Here is a 24997-nt window from a genome sequence, read left to right as displayed (position 1 = left end):
TAGTACTCGTTTTGGGATAAACTGCTTTTTAACAACTTGAACAAAACTACTTTTTGATTTCATACTCCTCTTTTTCACGGATTACTTTTTCTCAAAAACACAAGAAGTAGTTCCCTGAAAACTTCTTACAATTATTACGTTGCCATTGATTTCAAACCAAAATGGACCAATATCAACTAATCATGAAAAAGTTTGTCACCATCGTATTATTTATGCTGAACATCACCTTTCTTTTTGCACAAAAAGAAATCTCCGGTTTTGTGATAGATAATGCTGGTGTTGCCATGTCAGGCGTAAATGTCACCGAAAAAGGAACAAGTAACAGCGTTTCCACTGATCTCAACGGAGCATACAAGATTACCGTCAAAGAAGGAGCTATTTTAGTCTTTAGTTACTTTGGTTTCTCCAAACAAGAATATGACACAACCGAATCTATTTTGAATGTTGTTTTATCTGAAGGAAGCGGACAAAATCTTAACGCAGTTGTCGTTACCGGAACCAGAGCTACGCCCAGAAGCAATACTACAACAACACTTCCCATTGATATTGTGTCCTATGAAGAACTGACCTCAACAGGACAAATAACCTTTGACAAAGCATTACAGTATAAAATTCCCTCTTTTAATACTGCTCAAACTCCCGTAAATGATGCTACTTCCTTACTTGACCCATACGAAATCAGAAACATGGGACCTAGTAGAACTTTAATACTCATCAACGGAAAACGAAAAAATTTAAGCGCTTTACTTTATGTTCAAACATCTCCCGGTCAAGGGGAAACAGGAGCTGATATTTCCGGAATACCAATTGATGCCATAGAACGGGTGGAAATTCTTCGGGATGGCGCATCGGCACAATACGGTTCTGATGCCATTGCCGGAGTACTCAATATTATTTTAAAAAAGAGAGCTGATGATGGTTCCGTAACTATTAAAACAGGCATGACAGGTGAAGGTGACGGCGAAATGCTGGGCGTGAGCTTAAACAATGGCTCTGATGTGGGCAATAATGGTTTTGTAAATTATACATTAGATTTTTCGAAAGTAAAATTGGCAAACAGACCCGGAAAAGTAGATGCAGATGGAGAATTTACTGATTTTGGAGGTTCTATTTCAGGTATTAACACCTCAGCAGATATTAACGCTTTTCTAACAAAATATCCGGATGCCAAAAATATAAATGGAGCTCCAGAAACTGCTGCTGCAAAATTTTTGGTAAACGGTGGATTGAATCTATCTGATGAGACACAAATGTATTACAACGCCGCCTATGTCTATAAAAAAGTGAATTCTTATGCCAATTACAGAACGCCATACTGGGGCTACGGAGGAGGAATTACTTTAAACGACCTTCCCTATTTATTAAACTTCTTTGGAGACGGAACTATAGCTTCATACAAAGGCCATATTCCAACATTTATTGGCGAATTAAACGATTACAACGCCACTTTAGGCTACAAATCCATAAAAAACGGATGGAATACTGATGCCAGCATAACAGTAGGCGGAAACAAACAAACTTACGCTATAGAAAACTCTCATAACAGATCTGATATTCAGGATGCAAATGGAGTGAATTTAAATCGTGAGAACAGTCCCATTTTTTTCAAACCGGGAGGCGCATCATTCAATCATGTTGTGGGTAATTTAGATATTTCTAAAGTGCTGTCAGATAAAATAAGTATTGGTTTTGGCTCCGAAGTGAGAACCGAAACGTTCCTGATCAATGAAGGCGATAAGGCTTCTTGGGATGGATTTGGCGCCGACTCATTTGCGGGGAATCGACCCGAGAATTCTGGAAAATGGAATCGTTACAATTTAGGAGGATACTTTGATCTGGCGTATGACTTTACAAAAGATTTTTCAGTGAATGGTACCGTTCGTTATGAAGATTACAGTGATTTTGGGGCAGCAACGGTTTGGAAATTAAGTTCCAGATATAAATTTTATAAAGATAAAATTACGGTAAGAGGTTCTATTTCTTCTGGATTTAGAGCACCGACATTACACCAAATCTACTCTCAAAAATCACAATATTCTTTCGTAGCGGGTCAGGGAATTCAAATCAACGGCTTAATTAATAATATTTCTGCACATGCACGTATTTTGGGTATTCCAAAATTAGATGCCGAAAAATCAACCAATATAACTGTAGGAATAGGTTCCAATCCTTTGAAAGATTTAAATTTCACTGTAGATTATTACAACATTAAAGTAAAAGACCGAATCATTTTAGGGGATAAAGTGGACACACAGTTTGGCAGCGTTGCCTGGTTTGAAAACTCATTCGATACGAGAACTTCAGGCATAGATGTGGTCATGAATTACGGCACTTTAACATTAGGGGCCGGGGTTATTGAATTCAATTTGTCCGGAAATATAACGCTTGAAAACAAAAGAATTTCACCCGTTGCAAGTAATAATTTTGGTGCAACACTTGATGCTTTAATGTTTACGTCCAGACCCGAAACCAAATGGATTTTGGGAGCAAATTACAGAATCAGAAAATTTGACTTCTCACTTAGCAACACGTATTTTGGAAAAACAACTTTCAAACAAGAAGGTTTAGACTCCAATTTAAGAACGGAGTTTATCCCTAAAATAGTCACTGATTTAGGAATTAACTACACTGCAACAGATAAATTAACCGTAACGTTTAACGCGAATAATGTGTTAAATGTAGTGCCCGAATGGAAATTTAAAGCCGAAAATGCCGCCGGAACAGCCATTCTGAACAACCCGAATCAAGTGAAATCACAATTTAACCTGATTACATTCAATGGTCGTTACTCGCAAATGACCTATCAAGGATATCACTTTAGCCAATTAGGAACTTTATTTAGCTTGTCGCTTATCTATAAATTTTAAAAAAGATATTTCAAATCAGGGTAGAACTTCGTTAAAAACATAATGATGAAAACTAGAAATCACCTATTTATTTTAAGCGTAATTATCATGCTAATGGGGGGAAATACGATTTCGGCCCAAGAGAATTCCGGCGGGAAGGAATATGCTTTAAAAGCTGATTTTCTATATCGTTTTGTAGACTACGTCTATTGGAAAAACTATTCTAAAAAACAAACTTTCAGGATTGCTATTCTGGAAGGAAGTCCAATTACCAGTTCACTAATTGACATTAGTAAAAACAAAAAAATTGAAGTAAAAGAATATAAAAATTTGAATGACATAAGTTTTTGCAACATCCTGTTTGTTCCTTACAATTGTTCCATTCCTATTGAGACCATTCTTTCTAAATATGCCGGAAAACCGGTACTGATTGTGACAGAACAAAACGGCTACGGAAAAAAAGGCACACATGTGAATTTTGTTACGGTCGACAATAAATTAAAATTTGAAGTAAATCTAAAAGCAATAAATAAAGCCGGAATAGGAATCAGTTCGTTCTTATTGCAACATGCCATTATTGTGCAATAATAATATCAAAATACAGCTTTGAGTGATTTGAAAATCTTTAAAACACAAAACGTTTAATGTGCGAAGTGGTGCTATAAATATTGAAAAAACAATACATACATGATGAATCTACGCAACATATCAATTAAAAATAAGCTGGTGCTCATGCAGGTTTTCACCTCAGCATTTGTATTGGGACTTTGTATTACTGCTTTTGTACTGATTGACATTCAAGGATTTAAAGACCGAAAAGTGATTAGTTCAATAGCTATTGCACAAGTGGTAGGTTTCAATAATGTTTCTGCCCTTGAGTTTTTGGATAATGCTGCCGCCAATAAAATCCTATCGGAATTAAACGTGCAAAACGACATTTTGAATGCAAACATATTGGACAAAAAAGGCAACGTTTTTGCCTCCTATACAAAACCGGGCTCTGATCCTAACTATCGATTTTCTGTCCCGGCCATGAATGAAAAAAGTTCTCATTTTACCAATGAAAATCTTTTTGTTTACAGCAAAATCAAGAAAGACAATAAAACAATTGGATTGGTTTGTATCCGATTTGAATTATCAGAATTGAATAAAATAAAAATGGATGTACTGCGTCTGGGAGTTGTACTATTGGTCGTAGGAATCGGGCTGGCATTCTTGATTGCAATGATTATTAAAAAATACATCTCAAAACCCTTATTGAACTTGGTAACCGTAATTCAGCAGATAAAGGACACCAGTGATTATACCACCCGAATGACCGTTGAAGGAAAAGACGAAATCAGTATTCTTTCCATAGGTCTTAATGACATGCTTTCAACAATCGAAAAAAGAGACAATGAAGTGGCTCAATCTAAAGAGCAGTTAAATGAGCAAAATATACTTTTACAATCCGTGATTCAAAACATGGGTGATGGATTAGTCGTTGCTGATGAAAATGGGAAATTTATCATTTGGAATCCCGCTTCTGAAAAAATAATTGGAATTGGCCTTCTGGATATACCCGAAGAAAAATGGGCTGATACTTATGGCATATTGTGGCCGGATACTAAAGCTGTTTTGGCTACTGATGACCTGCCTATCGTTAAGGCATTGCATGGTGAAGAAGTGGATGATATGGAAATATTTGTACAAAATTACAAAAAAACCGAAGGCAATTTTGTCGTAATATCCGCCAGACCATTAAAAGATTCGGCTGGTAAAATAACCGGAGCGGTGGCAGTTTTTCATGATATCACGGAACGGAAAAATGCAGAAACCGAGATTAAAAAACTAAATGAAGAACTGGAACAAAAAGTAACGGAACGCACAGCCCAATTGGCAGAAGCCATAGAAACACTTCGCAAAAGCGAAGAGAAATATCGTGAAATTGTGGAAAACATAAGTGATCTTGTCCACACATCAGACTATAAAGGTTATTTCACCTACATCAATCCTGCTTGTAAAAAACTAACGGGTTATACCCAAGATGAGCTTATAGGAAAACATTTTTCAGAACTAGTCGCTCCAGAATGGAAAGACCGTGTGGCCGATTTTTACTTAAATCAATTTAAACATAAAATAGACGAAACATTATTCTCATTTCCCATTATTACCAAAAACCGAGAACTAAAATGGGTAGAACAAACGGTAATGCAGTTAAGGGAAGGAAATAGAATTACCGGTCACAAATCGATCATGCGAGACATCACGGAACGAAAAGCAGCCGAGCAGAAATTAAAAGAAAGCGAAGGTCAATTACAAACCATTTTCAATGAGGCGCCTGACGCTTTAATTGTAATAAATGACGAGGGAATCATCATGAGATGGAATCCGCAAGCCGAAAAAATCTTTGGCTGGACCATTATAGAAGCCTTAGGCAAACGAATGCATGAATTAATTATGCCAGAACAACATAGAGAGAATCATTTAAAAGGACTTCATCACTTTATAGATACTGGCGAAGGACCTATTCTTAATAAAACATTTGAAACCACAGCACTTAACAACCAAAATGTTGAATTTGATATTGAGTTAACCGTGTCGCAAGCTACTATTTTAGGCAAATACATTTTCATTGCTTTTATTAAAGACATCTCAATAAGCAAAAAACTAGAAGACGAGAAAATAGAAGCCGATAAATTAGTGCGTCTTAATGAATTAAAATTGAAATTGATATTAGAAAATATTGGCGAAGGAATTATTGTAACTGACAGCCAGAAAAGAATCGTTTTATCGAATCATATGGCCGAAGAAATCATAGGTATAAAACAAGACTCTACAATGCCAACTACACTGGATTGGTCCACTAAATACGACTTGTATTATCCTGACGAGCAAACTATTTTTCCGGCTCAAAACCTTCCATTGGAAAAAGCATTAAAAGGCGAATCAACAGATGATGTCGAGATTATAATTGAAGATTCAGAAACGAAAACTAAAAAACGGGTTATCATCAGCGGAAGACCGATAATCGATGAAAACAACTATGTAATTGCTGCTGTTGCAAATATAAAAGACATCACCTATTACAAAGAACTTGAGGTAGCTTTAGAAGAAAGCGAACAGAAATATCGAAAATTAATAGGATTCAAAAGCGATAAAAAATAACATTTACTGTACTGATTCCAGAAGGGTTATTTTACATACCCAATTTTTACATAATAGTTTTTCGGATTGACTTGAACTCCTTCTTTTGGATAAGGAAAAACACTAAAATTTTTTATGTTTTTTTGCTTTTCAGGCAAATATTTAGAAAACCACTGTTTGTTTTTTTCTTCGTTTTTCATCGAAAAAACCATTGTGTGGTCCTCTACTAATTTTGAATCTTTGTAAACCGAAACTACAACCGAAGCTTCTCCCGCCCAGATACAAGTCACACCTTCCGGGCAGCGGGAATCAGAAACGAGTTCTTTCAAAACCAAATTGAATCCCTTTTTCTTAAGACACTTTTTTTGGGTTATCTTCAAGGATTGAACATTTTCTGTTTTGGTGTTTTGTGCGAAAGTTATCGTGCCAAGCATCAAAAGAAACAACAGCAAGTATTTTTTCATGTTCTTTATTTTAAATAGTTTATCCAAAGATAACGCCAAATAGCTACGTTAATTTTACGAAAAGGTTACTGGCAATTTTATTGGAAATGGTTAAATCCTTGTTGTCCACTTTTATTTTCAAAGACAAATCGAAAGTTTCCTTTCCTATGATTTCAATTTTAGAACCCAATGCGATTCCCTGTTTGTCCAAATATTTTAGAAATTCTGAGGAGGTATCTTTAACGCCAACGCAAATTCCTGCTTGGTTTTCGTGCAATTCAGAGAGCAATTGCTTTTCTATTTTAACCATTTGACCATTTGCATCGGGAATAGGATCGCCATGTGGATCTTCGGTAGGATTTCCTAAAAAATCATCCAGTTTGTTGATAAGTTTTTCTGATTTGATGTGTTCCAATTGTTCCGCAATATCATGAACCTCATCCCAGGAAAAATCTAGTTTGTCTACTAAAAAAACTTCCCAAAGACGGTGTTTTCTCACGATCATTTTTGCGGCTATTTTTCCGTGTTCTGTCAACGAAACGCCTTGGTATTTTTTATAATTAACCAAGTCTTTTTCGGCTAATTTCTTGAGCATATCAGTCACTGATGAAGCTTTGGTTTCCATTTTTTCGGCAATAGCATTGGTGCTTATTTCTGAATCTGAAATAATGGTAAGGTGGTATATGGTTTTAAGATAATTCTCTTCTGAAAATGTCATTTGATTTTTGATTGCAGATTAACGATTTTTGATTTCAGATTCCCTAGTCTCGATAACAGTGGGAATCCTTTTATTTGCATTGTTGTTCAGTGAATTTCATTTACAACGGATAACGGGAATAGCTTCTGATACTGAGACAAATTCAGCACAAGAATTTAATTTTTAACAATTAGTAACGGAATAGAAATTTTGTGGCGCAATTTATCAACCGTAGTTCCAAAGACTAAATCCTTGAATCCCGTATGACCATGCGTTCCCATAACCAAAATATCAAATGCTCCTTTCTTGACAATCTCCGGAATCACTTTATTCGGTTTCCCAAAGCCTAATTGTGTGACTACTTGAAATCCTTTTTCGGTAAGCATTACTTTGTATTCCTCTAATAATTTCTCGTCGATTAAGGTTTCGTGATCATCTGTGTTTTCGCCATAAATCATGGCTCCCACGGTTTCTACCACGTGAATCAAAGTGTATTTTGCTTCTATTCCTCCTAATTCAAAAGCGTTATTTAAAGCCACTTCATCGGCACTGGAGAAATCTACGGAGACCACAATATTCTTTTTTGTGTAACTTCCTGATTTAGAAAATCGCAGTTTTAAACTGTGTGGCGAATGATTTTGAATATCTATTTTGGCTTTGGCAATAAAAGGCTTAAACACAATATAAAGCAATAAAATCAAGAATCCAAAAGCTAAAGGAACTACCGTTAACCATAACAAAAGTGGATTTTCGGAAGTTTCAAGCCAACCTGTTATTTCATCAAAAACCAATTTAGCATTTAATGAAACAATGATTGTTGCAATAACCCAAGAAGCGATTTGGGTCACTTTCCCAATATGAAATCCTTTCATTTTTGATTTATCACTCACGAAATGAATCAACGGAATAATGGCAAAACCCAGTTGTAAACTCAAAATAACCTGACTCAAAATCAGTAATTTTCCCGTAACACTTTCCCCGTAAATCGTAATTACGATAACCGCAGGAACAATGGCGATTAATCGTGTGATGATTCTTCTAACCCAAGGCTGAATACGCAAATTAAGATACCCTTCCATTACAATTTGTCCGGCAAGAGTTCCTGTAATTGTGGAACTTTGTCCGGCAGCAATCAAGGCTACCGCAAATAATATAGGCGCAAACTTGCTTCCTAAAAGTGGCTCCAGAAAACGATGGGCATCTTGAATCTCGGCCACTTCAAACATGCCGTTTTTATAAAATGTGGCTGCTGCCAATATCAAAATTGCGGCATTCACTAAAAAAGCTAAGTTTAATGCAATCGTAGAATCAATAAAATTATATTTCAAAGCCTGCTTAATTCCGGCAGTCGTTCTTTCGAATTTTCTGGTTTGCACCAATGAAGAATGCAAGTATAAATTGTGTGGCATAACCGTAGCTCCAATAATACCGATAGCAATATATAATGCCGCTTCATTGGGCATCGAAGGAATTAATCCAAACAACACTTTATCCAGTTCCGGCTGGGCAAAAATCATTTCGAAAATAAAAGAAAATCCAATGATAGCAACCAATACAATGATAAAAGCTTCCATTTTTCGGATGCCTTTATTGATTAAGAACAGCAACAAAAAGGTATCTAAAACTGTGATTAACACGCCTTCAATCAGCGGAATGTCAAATAATAAATTGATACCGATTGCCATTCCCAAAACCTCGGCAAGATCACAGGCTGCGATAGCAATTTCGGCAAGGAAGTACAATATATAATTGATAAATGGCGAATAGGTTTCTCTGGAGGCTTGTGCCAAATCACGTTGGGTAACAATCCCCAGTCGGGCACTCAAACTTTGCAACAACAAAGCCATAATGTTACTCATTAATAAAACCCAAAGCAATGCATACCCAAACTGGCTTCCGCCTGCAATATCCGTCGCCCAATTTCCCGGATCCATATAACCAACACTGATTAAATAAGCCGGTCCAAAAAAAGCAAGGATTTTTCGGAATACTGATTTCTTGTTTAGCGTAGAAACGGATTGGTTTACTTCTTCTAAAGATTTAGTCATATTATTAAGTTATTGATACAAATGTAATTAAAAAATTTGTTTTGCAAAATATAATTTTTAGCTTTGCCTAAATTTAATTTAAGCATAGTGAAAAAATTATATGTATTTTTTGTTTTTCTGATGTTTCACTTTAGCTACGGCCAAGAAAAAACGAGTCTTTCAGGATTTGTTTCATCAGAGAAAAAAGGGGTTTCGGATGCCCGTATTTTTTTAATTGGAACAAAATACGCCACTCAAACGGATAGTTTAGGAAAGTACAGCATCGAGAATATTGCTGAAGGAAATTATAGAATTCAGATTACGGCAAGCGGTTTTCAAACTTTAAAAAAGAATATAACGGTCAAAATTAATGAGAACAACATTTTGGATTTTGATCTTTCAAGTACCGAAAACCAACTCAATGAAGTCGTTGTTTCGGGAACTTTAAAAGCAGTAAAAAGATTAGAAAGTGCCGTTCCAGTCGAGGTTTATTCCCCGATATTTTTTAAGAAAAACCCAACAGCCAGTATTTATGAAGCCTTACAGAATGTAAACGGAGTCCGACCACAGCTTAATTGTGGTGTTTGTAATACGGGCGACATCCACATCAACGGACTGGAAGGTCCCTATACTTTGGTTCTAATAGACGGAATGCCCATCGTGAGCAGTTTATCCACAGTGTATGGATTATCCGGAATTCCAAACTCATTGGTGGAACGAATTGAAATCGTAAAAGGTCCCGCTTCTTCTTTATATGGCAGTGAAGCCGTGGGCGGTTTAATCAATATCATTACTAAAAATCCAACAAACGCTCCCCTATTTTCCGCTGATGTGTTTTCTACTTCTTGGTTGGAAACCAATGTTGATTTAGGAGTAAAACTCAATGTTGGCAAGAAAGCAACGGCACTTTTAGGTTTAAATTATTTCAGATACAATCAAAAAATAGATAACGATAACGACAATTTTACCGATGTTACCCTTTCTGACCGAATTTCCCTTTTTCAAAAATGGACTTTCAACAGAAAAGAAAATCGATTGTTCACCATTGCGGCGCGTGGTGTTTATGAAGACCGTTTTGGTGGCGATGTGCGTTGGGAGAAAAAAAATCGTGGCGGTGACGAAATTTACGGGGAAAGCATTTATACCAAACGAGCAGAATTGATTGGAAGTTACCAACTGCCGTTTCAGGAAAAACTGATGCTTTCCTTTTCAGGAAATGTACATTTTCAAGACAGTCGGTACGGCACAACGAGTTATATTGCCAACCAAAAAATTGGTTTTCTACAATTGACTTGGGATAAAAAAATAGGAAAAAATGATTTGCTTACCGGAATTGCCACCCGATACAATTATTACGATGACAATACACCAGCAACTTCAAAACTGGGAAATAACAACCCCGAGAAAACGTGGTTGCCGGGAATTTTTGTTCAAGATGAAATCACGTTCACTGAAAAACACAAGCTGTTGCTGGGAATGCGTTACGATTACAACTCGTTTCACGGAAGTATCTTAACACCAAGAATTGCTTACAAATGGAAATTGGACGATAACAACATCATTCGTTTGAATGCGGGAACGGGTTTTAGAGTGGTGAATTTATTTACTGAAGATCACGCAGCTTTAACCGGCGCCCGTGAAATTGTAATTGCCAATAACCTGAAACCGGAACAATCCATAAATGCCAATTTGAATTATATCAAGAAAATAAATTTCGATAACGGAACTTTTATTGGTATTGAAACTTCCTTTTTCCATACCCGATTCGGTAATAAAATTGTTTCGGATTATGATACTGATCCAAATCAAATCATTTATGACAACATCAACGGTTATGCGATAAGCCAAGGCATCAGCACGAACATCGATTTCAATTTTCCGAATGGATTAAAGATTATCACTGGCGCTTCCTTGCTAGACAATAAAAACGTTGAAAATGGCCGAAAAGAAACCCCTTTTCTAACCGAGAAATTTACGGCAACATGGAGCGTTTCGTATAAATTTCAGGCTATTGATTTGAATGTAGATTACACCGGAAATGTGTACAGCCCAATGCAATTGCCTCTTTTAAGCGCTTTGGATCCTCGTGCTTCAGAATCACCTTGGTACAGTTTGCAAAACATTCAATTTACGTATTCTGGCTTGAAAAACTTTGAATTCTATGCCGGAATTAAAAACCTATTAAACTTTTTGCCTAAACAAAATAACCCATTTTTAATTGCAAGAACCAATGATCCTTTTGATAAAAATGTAACATACGATACGAACGGACAAGTATTGGCAACACCTGAAAATCCCTATGGATTAACGTTTGATACGACTTATGTCTATGGACCAAACCAAGGAATCAGAAGCTTTTTCGGACTTCGTTACACCTTAAAATAATGAAAAAGAATCTTTATTTACTGTTGCTTTTATGCTGTGTAATTCCTGCTGGATTTGCGCAGTTGCATTCGGTTTCATTGGAACAAATTGACAGTTTACAACGTATCGAAAAGAGAAAAACGATAGTTTTCATTCAAACCGATTGGTGCCAATTTTGCCATGCGATGAAAAACAGCACTTTCAAAAACGAGGAAATCATCAAAGAACTCAACAACGCTTTCTATTTTATTAATTTCAATGCCGAAGAAAAACGAGCGGTAGTTTTCAATAAAACCACTTTTCAATTCAAGCCCACAGGAAACAACTCTGGAACGCACGAACTGGCCATCGCATTAGGAACCATAAATAAGCAACTGAATTTTCCTGTTTTGTGTGTTTTGAACAGTGAAAACGAGATTATTTTTCAACACAGCGGGTACTTAAAACCAAAAGAATTAAAGCTGATTTTAGCCAAACTAAAAGAATAAAATTGTCTATTTTTGGGGAAATGTCAAATCCTCAAATGAAACACTACGATTATATTTTTACAGGCGCAGGATTATCGGCTTTGATGACCGTGTACAAAATGGTACAATCCGGAAAATTTAAGAATACAAGTATTTTGTTATTGGATGAAAACACTAAAAAAACCAACGACAGAACTTGGTGTTTCTGGAAAACTAACGATTCACTTTGGGAACAATCTATTTCAAAAAAATGGGATTTGGCTTTGTTTGCCAATGAAAACTTTCGCAGGGATTTAGACTTGCAACCGTATCACTACAATATGGTGAAAGGACTGGATTTTTATAACCAAGTATTTGATTTGCTTTCGAAACAAGAAAATATCACTTTCCTTCCACACAAAGTATTGGAAATTGAAGAATCTGAAACTATAATTCTGGTACAAACCGAAAGTGAATCCTTTTCATGCTCGAAATTATTCAACAGCATTTACAACAAACATAAAGCAGAAAGTCAGGCGAAATATCCTGTTTTACAACAGCATTTTATTGGTTGGTTTATCAAAAGCGAGCAGCCTATTTTCAATTCCGAGCAAGCAACTTTCATGGATTTTTCGGTGGAACAAAAAGGAAACACCCGTTTTATGTATGTGTTACCCACATCAAAAACTGAAGCTTTACTGGAATACACTTTGTTTTCGCACCACCATTTAAAAAAAGAAGAATACGAAAACGAAATCAAGCAATACATCGAAAAACTTGGCATTACAACTTATGAAATCGTCGAAAAAGAGCAAGGCAGTATTCCTATGACATGTTATCCTTTTCGGAAAGCAAACACTAAAAACGTACTAAACATAGGAACTTCCGGCGGTTGGACAAAAGCGAGTACGGGTTACACTTTCAAGAATTCTGATAAAAAATCAAGTGAATTGGTGGCGTTTCTTCAAAGGGAAACCGACTTCACCAAATTTCATAAAAGAACCAAATTCTGGTTTTACGATTTGCTTTTGTTAGACATTTTAGACCGAAAAAATGAATTGGGTTCCCATATTTTTTCTTCAATGTTCAAAAAAGGAAATCCAAGTTTGATTTTTAAATTTTTAGACGAGGAAACCTCTTTTATTGAAGACATTCAGGTGATTTTAAAATGTCCAAAAATGCTATTTATCAAAGCTATTTTTCATGTGGCTTTCAAAGCAATGAAATAACAATCAAACTATAACAAAACTTTATAATTGAACTCCTATTCTTGATTGTAAACTTTGTAACTTTGTAACTCGAAGTTATTATTGATTTAAAATAAAAAAGATATGTATCCAGAAGAAATGGTAAAACCAATGCAAGCGGAATTAACAGCTGCAGGTTTTCAAGATTTACATAGTGCTGAAGCGGTAGAAAACGCAATGAAATTAGAAGGAACAACGCTTGTAGTTGTGAATTCGGTTTGTGGTTGTGCTGCAAGAAACGCACGTCCGGGAGCAAAAATGAGTTTAGATGGCGCTAAAAAACCAGACCATTTAATCACTGTTTTTGCAGGAGTTGACAAAGATGCAGTTGATGCTGCAAGACAACACATGTTCCCTTTTCCTCCATCATCGCCAAGTATGGCTTTGTTCAAAAACGGAGAATTAGTTCACATGCTAGAGCGTCACCACATTGAAGGTCGCCCAGCAGAACTAATCGCTGAAAACTTAAAAGATGCTTTCAACGAGTATTGCTAAAAATTCTATTTTAGAATGTATTAACCCTTTCAGAGTTCTAAACTCTGAAAGGGTTTTTTTATTTATAAACTTTAAATGATTATTTATTTGGAGCTATTTAGCTATACTGAATCTTCGATGTCAAGCTATTCGTTTCAATCTTTTTTTAAGCTAAAAAGCGGATAAAAAAGGATTTCTCCCGAAACTTCGTGACTATCCGGGCTAGAAAGAATTTTCACTGTAAACAAAGTTCACTGAACTCCTATAAAATAAAATCCTGTGAAGTAATCCGGGCTTGGAAAAATTTAGGATAGAAAAAGAAGTGTATATTTGATGGTATTAAATAGTTAGCAAAAAAGCTAAAAATGAGACTGTAAAATGGAGTATATCATAAAAGACGAAAAACTCGAATTAAAATATGAACACGGAAAAGGTGCTTGGACTTATCATTTACGTATTCCAAATTCAAAACATATTGATGGAAAATGGGGCGACATAAAAGTTTCAGGTTCAATCGATACTTACAAGATTGAAGCAAGAAACCTTGCCCCAATAAAAGGAGAAGACAAAATGCTTTCTATAAATAGTGAAATAAGAAAAGCTATCAATAAAAAAGGTGGTGATATTGTTACAGTTTCACTTTATCTATTATCTAAGAAAGAAGAAATAACTGAAAAGCAAATTTTAGAAACCTTCAAGGAATCTGGAGTTTTAGAAGCTTTTGAAAGACTAAGCGAATCGGAAAAAAATGATGTTTTAGAAAGTATTATTTCTCAAAAAATCGAAGAGAAACAAATTAAGATAATTATAAAACACATAGATAAATTAAATAAGTAAAATGATTAAGCAAACATCTTTAAACTTTTTAAAAGAACTTAAAAAAAATAATTCAAGAGAGTGGTTTGAACAGAACAAACTTACTTATCAAGCCTACAAGGATGATATTATTTTGTTTACAGAGAATTTATTGTTAGAATTAGCAAATTTAGACTTGTCAATAGCAAATGCAAATTTAGTTCCTAAAAAGTGCTTGACTAGAGTAAACAGAGACTTGCGTTTTTCAAAAGACAAGACGCCTTATAAAAATTATGTCTTAATCGTTTTCAATAAAAATGCTCCACACGGAAACACAGCAGGATATTTTATTCATATTGAACCAGGCAATTGTATGGTTGGTGGTGGAGTTTGGCAGACAACTCCTGAATATTTAAAAAAATTCGGAAAGAAATAAGTTATTCATATGAAGAAATTAAAGGAATAATTTCAAGTAAACAATTTCAGGATATATTTCCAAACGGTATTCAAGGTCAAAGTAAATTAAAAAAATTCACTGATTTTCCTGAAGAAAGGGAACCAGTTATTGAATTACTAAAAATGAAAGGTTTTTGTACCAAAGAATTGATAAGTGACAATGTTTTGACAAGTGCAGACGCAGTAAAAATCATTAGTAACTATTTTAAAACGGCAAAACCACTGATTGAATATCTTAATAAAGCTATAGAATTTAAAGAATAAAAAGAACCCCGCCCCCGCTCTCGCACGAATCCTTTCGTGTGACTCGAAGTGACAAGTACGACTCTGAAAAACTAAACTTTCTATGCACCACAACTCCCCTAGCCCAGATTACTTTACTAGTCTATATTTTTATAGGAGTTCAGTGAACTTCGTTTGCAGCGGCATCCTCTTTTTGTAGCGATAGCGAAAACAAGAGATCTAACGAAAAGCTGGACATCGAAGATTCAGCGAAGCTAAATAGCTCCAAGAAATCAAACCATTCATAAACTTTGCGCCTTCTTTGCGAACTTTGCGGTTAAATTAATTACTTTTGCAAAAATAAATTTCTCAACTTAAAACTGTTTATAGCATGCAACTGTATAACACCTTAAGCGCAGAGGAAAGAGCCATCATGATTGATGATGCCGGAAAACAACGTCTTACGTTGTCTTTCTATGCTTATGCGCAAATCTCAGATCCAACACAATTTCGTAACGAATTATTCCTGGCTTGGAACGCTCTTGAAGTTTTGGGTCGAATTTATGTAGCCAGTGAGGGAATCAACGCCCAATTATCATTGCCTGCCGATAATTTCTATGCGTTCAAAGATTCGATTGAAGTCTATGATTTCATGAAAGGAATACGATTGAATATTGCCGTAGAACAAGACGATCACTCGTTCTTAAAACTGACTGTAAAAGTGCGTGACAAGATTGTGGCTGATGGTTTGGTTGATGAGACTTTTGATGTGACGAATATTGGAATCCACCTAAAAGCCAAGGAATTCAATGAACTTTTGGAAGACCCGAATACCATTGTGGTCGATATGCGAAATCATTACGAAAGTGAAATTGGACATTTTACCAAAGCCATAAAACCAGATGTTGATACTTTTCGTGAAAGTTTACCAATCATCGAAGAGCAGCTTGCGGAACACAAACAAGACAAAAAACTATTGATGTATTGCACCGGAGGAATCCGTTGCGAGAAAGCCAGCGCATATTTCAAACACAAAGGTTTTGAAAACGTATACCAACTCGAAGGCGGAATTATTGAATACACACGACAAGTAAAAGCTGAAGGTTTAGAAAGTAAATTCATTGGAAAAAACTTTGTATTTGATCACCGCTTAGGCGAAAGAATTACAGATGATATTGTTTCCCAATGTCATCAATGTGGCGAACCTTGTGACGTGCATACGAATTGCGTGAACGAAGGCTGTCATTTACTTTTTATCCAATGTGACTCTTGCAAGGAAAAAATGGAAGGGTGCTGTTCTGCCGAATGTGTTAGTGTGATTCATTTACCGGAAGAAGAGCAAAAAGCCATTCGAAGAGGAATTAAAAACGGAAATAAGATTTTCAAAAAAGGAAAATCAGACGTTTTGACTTTCAAAAACAACGAAGAAACGCATGGTGTTTTTGTTGCCGAAAAACCATCTCGAAGCGCCGGGACTGCCATCAAAAAAGAACCAAAAATTAAGAAAGTCTATATCGGAAAAGGAACGCATTTTTTTTCAAAACCAAGTATTGGTCAGTTTTTAATTGAAGAAAACGAAATCAAAATTGGCGATACCATTTTAATAAAAGGTTCCACAACCGGAGAACAAAAAGTAGTAATCGAAGAAATGCTTGTTAACGATTTAGCACAAGAAAAAGCAGTTTCTGGAGACACTTGCACGTTTAAACTGCCGTTCAGAATCCGATTATCTGATAAATTATATAAGATTTTAGATTAAATATTTAGGATAAAATCCTATGAAATTAACCCATTACAATCTGATTTGTAATGGGTTTTTTTATTAAAAATTTATGATTTATTGGCGCAAATAGGCATTGTTCCATAAAATTAAAAAATACTATCTTTACACATTAAACGTTTTAAGAACTTAAGTTGTGCTCGTCGCAACACTACATATAAGATTATGGCATGTACAAGTTGTTCAACTTCTGATGGTGGCGCACCTAAGGGTTGTAAAAATAATGGGACTTGCGGCACCGATAGCTGCAATAAATTAACGGTATTCGATTGGCTTTCTAATATGAGTTTGCCTAATGGCGACGCACCTTTTGACTGTGTTGAAGTACGTTTCAAAAATGGAAGAAAAGAATTTTACCGCAATACCGAGAAATTAACGTTAAGCATTGGCGATATCGTAGCTACTGTTGCTTCTCCGGGTCATGATATAGGAATTGTTACTTTGACTGGAGAATTGGTTAAAATTCAAATGAAGAAAAAAGGAGCGAATTACTTGGGTAATGAAATTCCAAAAATTTATAGAAAAGCCTCCCAAAAAGATATTGATATTTGGTCTACTGCAAGAGATCGTGAAGAGCCGATGAAGGTTCGCGCACGTGAACTGGCGATTGCTCAAAAACTGGAAATGAAAATTTCGGATATTGAATTTCAAGGGGACGGATCAAAAGCTACGTTTTATTACACGGCAAATGACCGTATCGACTTTCGTGCGTTGATTAAAGATTTCGCTAAAGAATTCAGTACTCGTATCGAGATGAAGCAAGTAGGTTTTCGTCAGGAAGCAGCTCGTTTAGGCGGAATTGGTTCTTGCGGAAGAGAATTGTGTTGTTCTACTTGGTTGACAGATTTTAGAAGTGTAAACACCTCAGCGGCACGTTACCAACAACTGTCTTTGAATCCACAAAAACTGGCTGGACAATGCGGAAAATTGAAATGCTGCTTGAACTATGAGCTAGATACGTACATGGATGCGTTGAAAGATTTTCCGGATTTTGAAACAAAATTGGTGACTGAAAAAGGAGATGCCATTTGCCAGAAACAAGATATTTTCAAAGGATTGATGTGGTTTGCGTACACCAATAATTTTGCTAATTGGCATGTGCTGAAAATTGAACAAGTCAAAGAAATTGTTGCCGAAAACAAACTAAAAAACAAAGTTTCTTCGTTAGAAGATTATGCTATCGAGATTGTTGCTGAACCGGAGAAAAACTTCAATAATGCAATGGGTCAAGAAAGTTTGACTCGTTTTGATCAACCAAAACCAAAGAAAAAACAGCATAAAAAACGCAAACCGGCCGGTGAAAATGCAATTGTAGCAAATAACAACAAGCCCGCAAACAATAACAATAATAACCGTCAGAATCCAAATGACAAAAAGCCTGCGGAACCAAGAAAACCTATAATTATTACTAAAAATGTGGATAAAAAATAGCGCTTTACTTCTTTTAGTGGTGATTCTCTTTTCTTCATGTGATAAAAAAAGAGTTTTTGATGAATATAAATCTGTTGGCAGTGCGTGGCACAAAGACAGCATTGTAACGTTCAATTTACCGGAATTAGACTCAACAAAACGATACAATTTATTTGTGAATTTGAGAGCCAATAACAATTATCAATACAATAATCTGTTTTTAATTGTGGCATTAGAATTGCCAAATGGTTTTACAAAAGTAGACACGCTTGAATACCAAATGGCAGATCCGGACGGAACACTATTAGGCGATGGTTTTTCGGATATAAAAGAAAGCAAACTCTTTTACAAGGAAAATGTGCGGTTCAAATCAAAATACAAAGTCTATATCAAACAAGCTGTTAGAGAAAACGGCAAAGTTCCTGGCGTAACAGCTTTAGACGGAATTACAGAGGTAGGTTTTAGAATAGAAAAAAAAGAATAAAATAGTATTATGGCTATCAAAAAAAATAACAATCAGACAAAAAACATTGATAAGGACGTCACTTACTACAAAAAGAAATTTTGGAAAATCTTCTTTTATGGAATGGGTGCTGTCGGTTTGTTTTTCTTATTTGCTTCATGGGGACTTTTCGGCTCGATGCCTTCTTTTGAAGATTTAGAAAATCCAGATTCTAACTTAGCTACCGAAATCATATCGGCTGACGGAGTGGTTTTGGGTAAATATTTTGAAAAAAACAGGTCTCAATTACGCTATTCAGACTTACCAAAAAACCTCGTACAAGCATTAATCGCCACTGAAGACGCCCGTTTTTATGAGCATTCCGGTATTGATGGTAGAGGAACTTTAAGAGCTATTTCAAGTTTAGGAACCAGCGGTGGTGCAAGTACGTTGACACAGCAATTAGCCAAACAATTATTTCACGGAGAAGGATCTAAATTCCTGCCTTTTAGAATTGTACAAAAAATAAAAGAATGGATTATCGCCATTCGATTAGAAAGACAATACACTAAAAATGAAATCATTGCCATGTATTGTAATGTGTATGATTTTGGAAATAATTCTGTCGGAGTAAGTTCAGCGGCAAAAACCTATTTCTCTAAAGAACCTAAGGATTTAACCATCAGTGAATCGGCAATATTAGTTGGGATGTTTAAAAATTCCGGTTTATACAATCCTATCAGAAACCCGCAAGGGGTAAAAAACCGAAGAAATGTGGTGCTTTTGCAAATGGAAAAAGGAAAAATCATTTCGAAAGAAGAGAAGGAAAGACTTCAAAGTTTACCTATCAAATTAAATTTCAAATTAGAAACTCATAAAGACGGAACGGCAACTTATTTCAGAGAATACCTGCGTGATTACATGAAGAAATGGGCCGAGGAAAATAAAAAACCGGATGGTTCTGATTATGACATCTACAAAGACGGTCTGAAAATTTACACCACGATTGATTCCAGAATGCAATTGCATGCTGAAGAAGCAGTTACTGCTCACATGGCAAACCTTCAAGAAGAATTTTTCAATCAGTCTAAGGATAATAAAAACGCTCCTTTTGTTAATATTTCTTCGGTAGAAACACAACGAATTTTGAATCAGGCAATGAAATCATCTAACCGATGGGCTGTGATGAAATCAATGGATAAAAGCGATGAAGAAATTATAAAATCGTTCAGCGAAAAAGCAAAAATGACTGTCTTTTCTTGGAAAGGAGAAAAAGATACGATCATGACGCCATTGGATTCTATCCGTTATTACAAACACTTTTTACAATCTGGATTGATGGCAATGGAACCACAAACCGGTAATATAAAAGCTTGGGTTGGTGGTATCAACTACAAATATTTCCAATACGATCACGTAGGACAAGGCGCCAGACAAGTAGGCTCTACTTTCAAACCATTTGTTTACGCCACTGCTATCGAGCAATTGAACATGTCTCCTTGTGACTCGATTGTTGATGGACCATTCGTAATCAGAAAAGGACGCCATCATGTTACCGAAGATTGGGAACCTAGAAATTCAGACAACAAATACCGCGGAATGGTTACCTTAAAAAGAGGTTTGGCTAATTCCATAAATACGATATCCGCAAAATTAATTGACAAAGTTGGTCCGGAAGCAGTAATCGACTTAACCCATAAATTAGGAGTGAAATCCGAAATTGTAAACCAACCTTCCATTGCCTTAGGAGCAGTTGAAATTACAGTTGAAGACATGGTTGCCGCTTACAGCACTTTTGCCAATCAAGGCGTTTATATGAAACCTCAATTTATATCTAAAATTGAAGATAAAAGTGGCGTTATCATCTACGAACCAATACCTGAATCGCATGATGTTTTAAACAAAGACATCGCTTATGCGGTTATCAAATTACTGGAAGGTGTAACCGAAGGTGGTTCTGGAGACCGTTTGCGCACCACTGGCGGCGGTAACGGAGACAACCGCTGGACGGGTTATCCATATTCGTTTAAAAACCCTATTGCAGGAAAAACAGGTACTACTCAAAACCAGTCTGACGGTTGGTTTATGGGAATGGTTCCTAATCTTGTAACTGGAGTTTGGGTAGGTTGTGAGGATCGTTCAGCCCGTTTCAAAAGCATCACTTATGGTCAGGGAGCCACAGCCGCATTGCCGGTTTGGGGGTATTTCATGAAACTTTGTTATGCTGATCCAGCCCTTAAAGTTTCTAAGGAAGGCTTTGAAAGACCTGCAAATCTTTCTATAAAAGTAGACTGTTACGTTCCTAAAAAGGTAATAGACACGACGGCCGTAGAACAAGATACCGAAGAATTTGAATTGTAAAATTTTCATCTGGAGCTAATCCAGCTAACCGCTATATCTTTCTGGTCCTGAAAAAAATCAGAACCAGAAAGGATGTCGCTTCTATCTGGGCTAGGGCTTTGGTTCTCAAAATTAAATTCTGTTGTTCTTGTATTATAAACAGATTTACTTCTTCATTAAATAAAATTCGACAAATAGCAACTCATTTTTATGATTAACAAAAAAGTAAACAACGTTCAGGATGCCCTTCAAGGAATTGAAAACGGGATGACTATTATGCTTGGCGGTTTCGGATTATGTGGTATTCCAGAAAATTCCATCGCCGAATTAGTAAAAAAAGGAACTACGGATTTAACTTGTATTTCAAACAATGCAGGTGTTGATGATTTTGGTCTTGGATTGCTTTTGCAAAAGCGTCAGATCAAAAAAATGATTTCTTCTTACGTAGGTGAAAATGCCGAATTCGAACGCCAAATGCTTTCTGGAGAACTCGAAGTGGATCTTATCCCTCAAGGAACTTTAGCAGAGCGTTGTCGTGCGGCACAAGCAGGAATTCCCGCTTTTTTTACACCAGCCGGATATGGAACTGAAGTAGCCGAAGGCAAAGAAGTTCGCGAATTCAATGGGAAAATGCATGTTATGGAACACGCTTTCAACGCTGATTTCGCCATCGTAAAAGCATGGAAAGGTGACGAAGCCGGAAACTTAATTTTCAAAGGAACCGCAAGAAACTTTAATCCTTGTATGGCTGGAGCGGCAAAAATCACTATCGCCGAAGTAGAAGAATTAGTACCTGCAGGAAGTTTAGATCCAAACGAAATTCATATTCCAGGCATACTTGTAAATAGAATTTTTCAAGGTGTGAAATATGAAAAAAGAATTGAACAAAGAACCGTGAGAAAAATTTTCTAATTATGGCTTTAGATAAAAATCAAATTGCAAAACGCATTGCAAAAGAATTAAAACACAACTATTACGTGAATCTGGGAATCGGAATTCCAACATTAGTGGCTAATTATATCCCCGAAGGAATTGACGTTGAATTTCAAAGTGAAAACGGAATTCTAGGTATGGGTCCATTCCCTTTTGAAGGTGAAGAAGATGCTGATTTAATCAACGCAGGAAAACAAACCATAACTACTTTGCCCGGAGCAAGTTTCTTTGACTCAGCATTCAGTTTTGGAATGATTCGTGGACAGCATGTTGACTTAACAATCCTTGGCGCTATGGAAGTTGCCGAAAACGGTGATATTGCCAACTGGAAAATCCCAGGTAAAATGGTCAAAGGAATGGGTGGCGCAATGGATTTAGTGGCTTCTGCCGAGAATATTATTGTAGCCATGATGCACGTAAACAAAGCAGGAGAATCTAAAATACTTAAAAAATGTACCTTGCCATTAACGGGTGTAGGTTGCGTTAAAAAAGTAGTTACTGAACTGGCTGTTTTAGAAATAACACCGCAAGGTTTCAAACTATTGGAGCGCGCACCAGGTGCAACCGTAGAACATATCATCGCTTCTACTGAAGCTGATTTAATTATTGAAGGTGAAATTCCGGAGATGATTATCGACTAACATTTTCGGTTCAAAATCGACTATAGAAAATGCATCCTATAAAGGGATGCATTTTTTTTTGACATTAATTTTACATTTTCTTGCCTCTTATAAAAACATCTATTTTGACAGATTTTATATTTCACAACAAATAAAAACCAATTAATTTAACACAAAACTAACATTATATTGTTTTTTTGTTAAATTTGATTCATTATTTAACTAACCAAAACACCCTATTAAATGAAAACAAAATTACTTGGAAAAATTGCGCTTTTTGCCTCCGTTTCTTTTTTTGCTTTAGAAACAAATGCTCAAGACGCAACTAAAAATGTAAAAGAAAAATTTACTGACGAAAGAGGAAAACCTTCACTAATTGTTTTTAACGAAAAGTCAACGTACAAAAACACCGATTCTGAAAAAGCATTCAGAGAGCAATTAGAATTAAAAGACAATTCCAGTTTCGCAAAAACTAAATCAGAAACTGACAAATTAGGGTTTTCTCATGAAAAATTTCAATTATTTCACCAAGGGATAAAAGTTGAATTCTCTACGTACACCTTACACTCAAAATCAGGAAAATTAGAATCCATGAGCGGTGAGTTTTATCAATTAGAAAACGTAAACACGCGTCCGGTTTTATCAAAACAACAAGCTTTAAACAGCGCTTTAAAACAAATTGGAGCAGCTACATATCTTTGGGAATCTCCAGCAGAAGCAAAGATTAATGACTATCAAAAACCTACTGGCGAATTAGTTTTACTTCCTCTTGTGGATGAAGATGCCAAAGGTAAAAAAACAGAGCAATTTCGCTTAGCTTATAAATTTGACATTTATGCCACAAATCCGGTAAGCCGTGGTGACGTCTATATTGATGCAATAACCGGTGCCACTTTATTTTACAATACAACCATCAAACATCTGGATGAATTCAGCAATGATGCAAAGCATAATTCCGTAAATAAAAAATCTGAAAACAATGCAGCAACATCATTTGTAATTGCCAATGCTGACACTCGCTATAGTGGTTCCCAATCAATCCAAACAACATTGAGCGGATCATCATACATATTAGCAGATGCAACACGTGGTAATGGAGTTATGACTTACAATATGAAAAAAGGAACTAGCTACACGGCAGCCGTAAATTTTACAGATGTAGACAATAACTGGACGGCAGCTGAATTCAATAATGTAAACAAAGATAATGGAGCGTTAGACGCACATTGGGGAGCTGAAAAGACGTATGACTATTTTTCGGCTGTTCACGGAAGAAACAGTTATAATAATGCTGGAGCAGCCATAAAAAGCTATGTTCACTACAGTAGCAATTATAACAATGCTTATTGGAACGGAAGTGTAATGACGTATGGTGACGGCTCTGGAACAGGTGGATTTGACATCTTAACCTCAATAGATGTAGCCGGACACGAAATAGGACATGCAGTTTGTACGAACACTGCAAACTTGGCATACCAACAAGAATCTGGCGCAATGAATGAAGCTTTCTCTGATATTTGGGGAGCTTGTATCGAATATTATGCTGCACCAAATAAACAACTTTGGTTAATTGGAGAAGACATAGAAAGAAGATCAGGACATTTAGCTTTACGTTCTATGAGCAATCCTAAAAGTGAAGGGCAACCGGATACTTATGGCGGAACAAATTGGATCAGCCAAACAAAATGTAGACCAAGCTCTAGAAATGACTATTGTGGCGTTCACACAAACAGCGGAGTTTTAAACCATTGGTTTTATATCCTGACTGAAGGTAAAACAGGAACAAACGACAAAGGAAGTTTCTATAGCGTTGCGGGTATCGGAATTGATAAAGCGGCTAAAATTACGTATCGTTTAGAAAGCGTTTATTTGTCTGCTAACTCAACGTATGCAAATGCAAGAACATTCGGAATACAAGCCGCAACTGACCTTTACGGAGCAGGTTCTCCTGAGGTGATAGCGACTACAAATGCATTTTATGCCGTAGGTGTTGGAACCGCTTATTCAGGATCAACTGCTAAAACCAGTGCTGCTAAAGTAGCGAGTACCGAAACTACGAATGAAGCATTTGTATTGTATCCAAATCCGGCAACTGACGTTTTAAGCATTTCAATCAAAGAAAACAAAAGTGGTTCTTATAAAATCTATAACTCTTTTGGATTTGAACTTCAAAACGGAAAAACATCAGGAGGAGAGATTAATGTAAGCACACTAACTAAGGGAATTTATTTCTTCGAATTGAATAATGGTCAAGAAACCATCGTAAAAACATTCATCAAGAAGTAATCCTTCCAAATTAAGTCTAAAAAAAAGCCTCACAATGTTGTGA

The 24997-nt window shown here is 36.1% G+C and carries 18 protein-coding genes and 1 pseudogene; 16 read left to right on the top strand and 3 right to left on the bottom strand.

Going from position 1 to position 24997, the window contains the following annotated elements; genetic code table 11:
* The first annotated feature begins 182 nt into the window (after positions 1-182).
* The 3 genes from QLS65_RS04880 to QLS65_RS04870 all read left to right on the top strand — a co-directional run bounded on the left by QLS65_RS04880 (position 183) and on the right by QLS65_RS04870 (position 5993).
* Positions 183-2867, top strand: a complete 2685-nt coding sequence (locus QLS65_RS04880; protein ID WP_282715581.1) for a TonB-dependent receptor — start codon at positions 183-185, stop codon at positions 2865-2867.
* A gap of 45 nt (positions 2868-2912) precedes the next feature.
* Positions 2913-3434 carry a YfiR family protein gene (locus QLS65_RS04875; RefSeq protein WP_282715580.1) on the top strand — a complete coding sequence of 174 codons (522 nt, stop codon included), beginning with the start codon at positions 2913-2915 and terminating at the stop codon, positions 3432-3434.
* A 99-nt stretch (positions 3435-3533) separates the two neighbouring features.
* On the top strand, positions 3534-5993 hold the full coding sequence (locus QLS65_RS04870; RefSeq protein WP_282715579.1) for a PAS domain S-box protein: 2460 nt from the start codon (positions 3534-3536) through the stop codon (positions 5991-5993).
* Between the two features lie 26 nt (positions 5994-6019).
* On the opposite strand, the gene QLS65_RS04865 is transcribed toward QLS65_RS04870, so the two are convergent.
* The 3 genes from QLS65_RS04865 to QLS65_RS04855 form a co-directional block, all read right to left on the bottom strand.
* Positions 6020-6436, bottom strand: a complete 417-nt coding sequence (locus QLS65_RS04865; protein WP_282713272.1) for a hypothetical protein — start codon at positions 6434-6436, stop codon at positions 6020-6022.
* Between the two features lie 43 nt (positions 6437-6479).
* Positions 6480-7133, bottom strand: a complete 654-nt coding sequence (locus tag QLS65_RS04860) for a metal-dependent transcriptional regulator (RefSeq protein ID WP_282713271.1) — start codon at positions 7131-7133, stop codon at positions 6480-6482.
* Between the two features lie 155 nt (positions 7134-7288).
* Positions 7289-9160, bottom strand: a complete 1872-nt coding sequence (locus tag QLS65_RS04855) for an Nramp family divalent metal transporter (RefSeq protein WP_282713270.1) — start codon at positions 9158-9160, stop codon at positions 7289-7291.
* Positions 9161-9280: 120 nt separating this feature from the next.
* Between QLS65_RS04855 and QLS65_RS04850 the strand changes: the two genes are divergently transcribed.
* The 13 genes and pseudogenes from QLS65_RS04850 to QLS65_RS04785 all read left to right on the top strand — a co-directional run bounded on the left by QLS65_RS04850 (position 9281) and on the right by QLS65_RS04785 (position 24954).
* Entirely contained in the window at positions 9281-11524 is a 2244-nt protein-coding gene (locus QLS65_RS04850) for a TonB-dependent receptor (RefSeq protein WP_282715778.1), read from the top strand.
* The gene (locus QLS65_RS04845; RefSeq protein WP_282715578.1) at positions 11524-11991 is read left to right on the top strand and encodes a thioredoxin family protein; all 468 of its coding nucleotides are present in this window, start codon (positions 11524-11526) and stop codon (positions 11989-11991) included. The genes QLS65_RS04850 and QLS65_RS04845 overlap by 1 nt, the downstream gene beginning before the upstream one ends.
* Positions 11992-12011: 20 nt before the next feature.
* Positions 12012-13178: a lycopene cyclase family protein gene (locus QLS65_RS04840; protein ID WP_282715577.1), complete on the top strand. Its 1167-nt coding sequence runs from the start codon at positions 12012-12014 to the stop codon at positions 13176-13178.
* 102 nt (positions 13179-13280) lie between these two features.
* On the top strand, positions 13281-13691 hold the full coding sequence (locus QLS65_RS04835; protein WP_091172289.1) for a BrxA/BrxB family bacilliredoxin: 411 nt from the start codon (positions 13281-13283) through the stop codon (positions 13689-13691).
* A 357-nt stretch (positions 13692-14048) separates the two neighbouring features.
* Positions 14049-14507 (top strand): DUF1905 domain-containing protein, encoded by a 459-nt coding sequence (locus tag QLS65_RS04830; protein WP_282715576.1) that lies wholly within the window; start codon positions 14049-14051, stop codon positions 14505-14507.
* A gap of 1 nt (position 14508) precedes the next feature.
* Positions 14509-15185, top strand: a pseudogene (locus tag QLS65_RS16185) (DUF2461 domain-containing protein).
* A 349-nt stretch (positions 15186-15534) separates the two neighbouring features.
* Positions 15535-16902, top strand: a complete 1368-nt coding sequence (gene trhO / locus QLS65_RS04815) for an oxygen-dependent tRNA uridine(34) hydroxylase TrhO (RefSeq protein WP_282715574.1) — start codon at positions 15535-15537, stop codon at positions 16900-16902.
* Between the two features lie 186 nt (positions 16903-17088).
* The gene (locus QLS65_RS04810; RefSeq protein WP_099713890.1) at positions 17089-18354 is read left to right on the top strand and encodes a PSP1 domain-containing protein; all 1266 of its coding nucleotides are present in this window, start codon (positions 17089-17091) and stop codon (positions 18352-18354) included.
* Complete coding sequence (locus QLS65_RS04805) at positions 18338-18817, top strand: gliding motility lipoprotein GldH (RefSeq protein ID WP_099713891.1); 480 nt, start codon at positions 18338-18340, stop codon at positions 18815-18817. Before QLS65_RS04810 ends, QLS65_RS04805 begins: the two co-directional genes overlap by 17 nt.
* Positions 18818-18826: 9 nt before the next feature.
* The gene (locus tag QLS65_RS04800) at positions 18827-21136 is read left to right on the top strand and encodes a penicillin-binding protein 1A (protein WP_282713263.1); all 2310 of its coding nucleotides are present in this window, start codon (positions 18827-18829) and stop codon (positions 21134-21136) included.
* A gap of 189 nt (positions 21137-21325) precedes the next feature.
* Positions 21326-22027, top strand: coding sequence for a CoA transferase subunit A (locus tag QLS65_RS04795; RefSeq protein WP_121343182.1), 702 nt, complete (start codon positions 21326-21328; stop codon positions 22025-22027).
* A 2-nt stretch (positions 22028-22029) separates the two neighbouring features.
* Positions 22030-22689 carry a CoA transferase subunit B gene (locus QLS65_RS04790; RefSeq protein ID WP_282715573.1) on the top strand — a complete coding sequence of 220 codons (660 nt, stop codon included), beginning with the start codon at positions 22030-22032 and terminating at the stop codon, positions 22687-22689.
* 222 nt (positions 22690-22911) lie between these two features.
* Positions 22912-24954 (top strand): M4 family metallopeptidase, encoded by a 2043-nt coding sequence (locus QLS65_RS04785; RefSeq protein WP_282715572.1) that lies wholly within the window; start codon positions 22912-22914, stop codon positions 24952-24954.
* Positions 24955-24997: the final 43 nt, after the last annotated feature.

Source organism: Flavobacterium algoritolerans (genome assembly GCF_030010385.1).
Classification (GTDB): Bacteria; Bacteroidota; Bacteroidia; order Flavobacteriales; family Flavobacteriaceae; genus Flavobacterium; species Flavobacterium algoritolerans.
The sequence above is the reverse complement of the archived record's forward strand: the minus strand, read 5'-3'. Positions and strand labels throughout refer to the sequence as shown.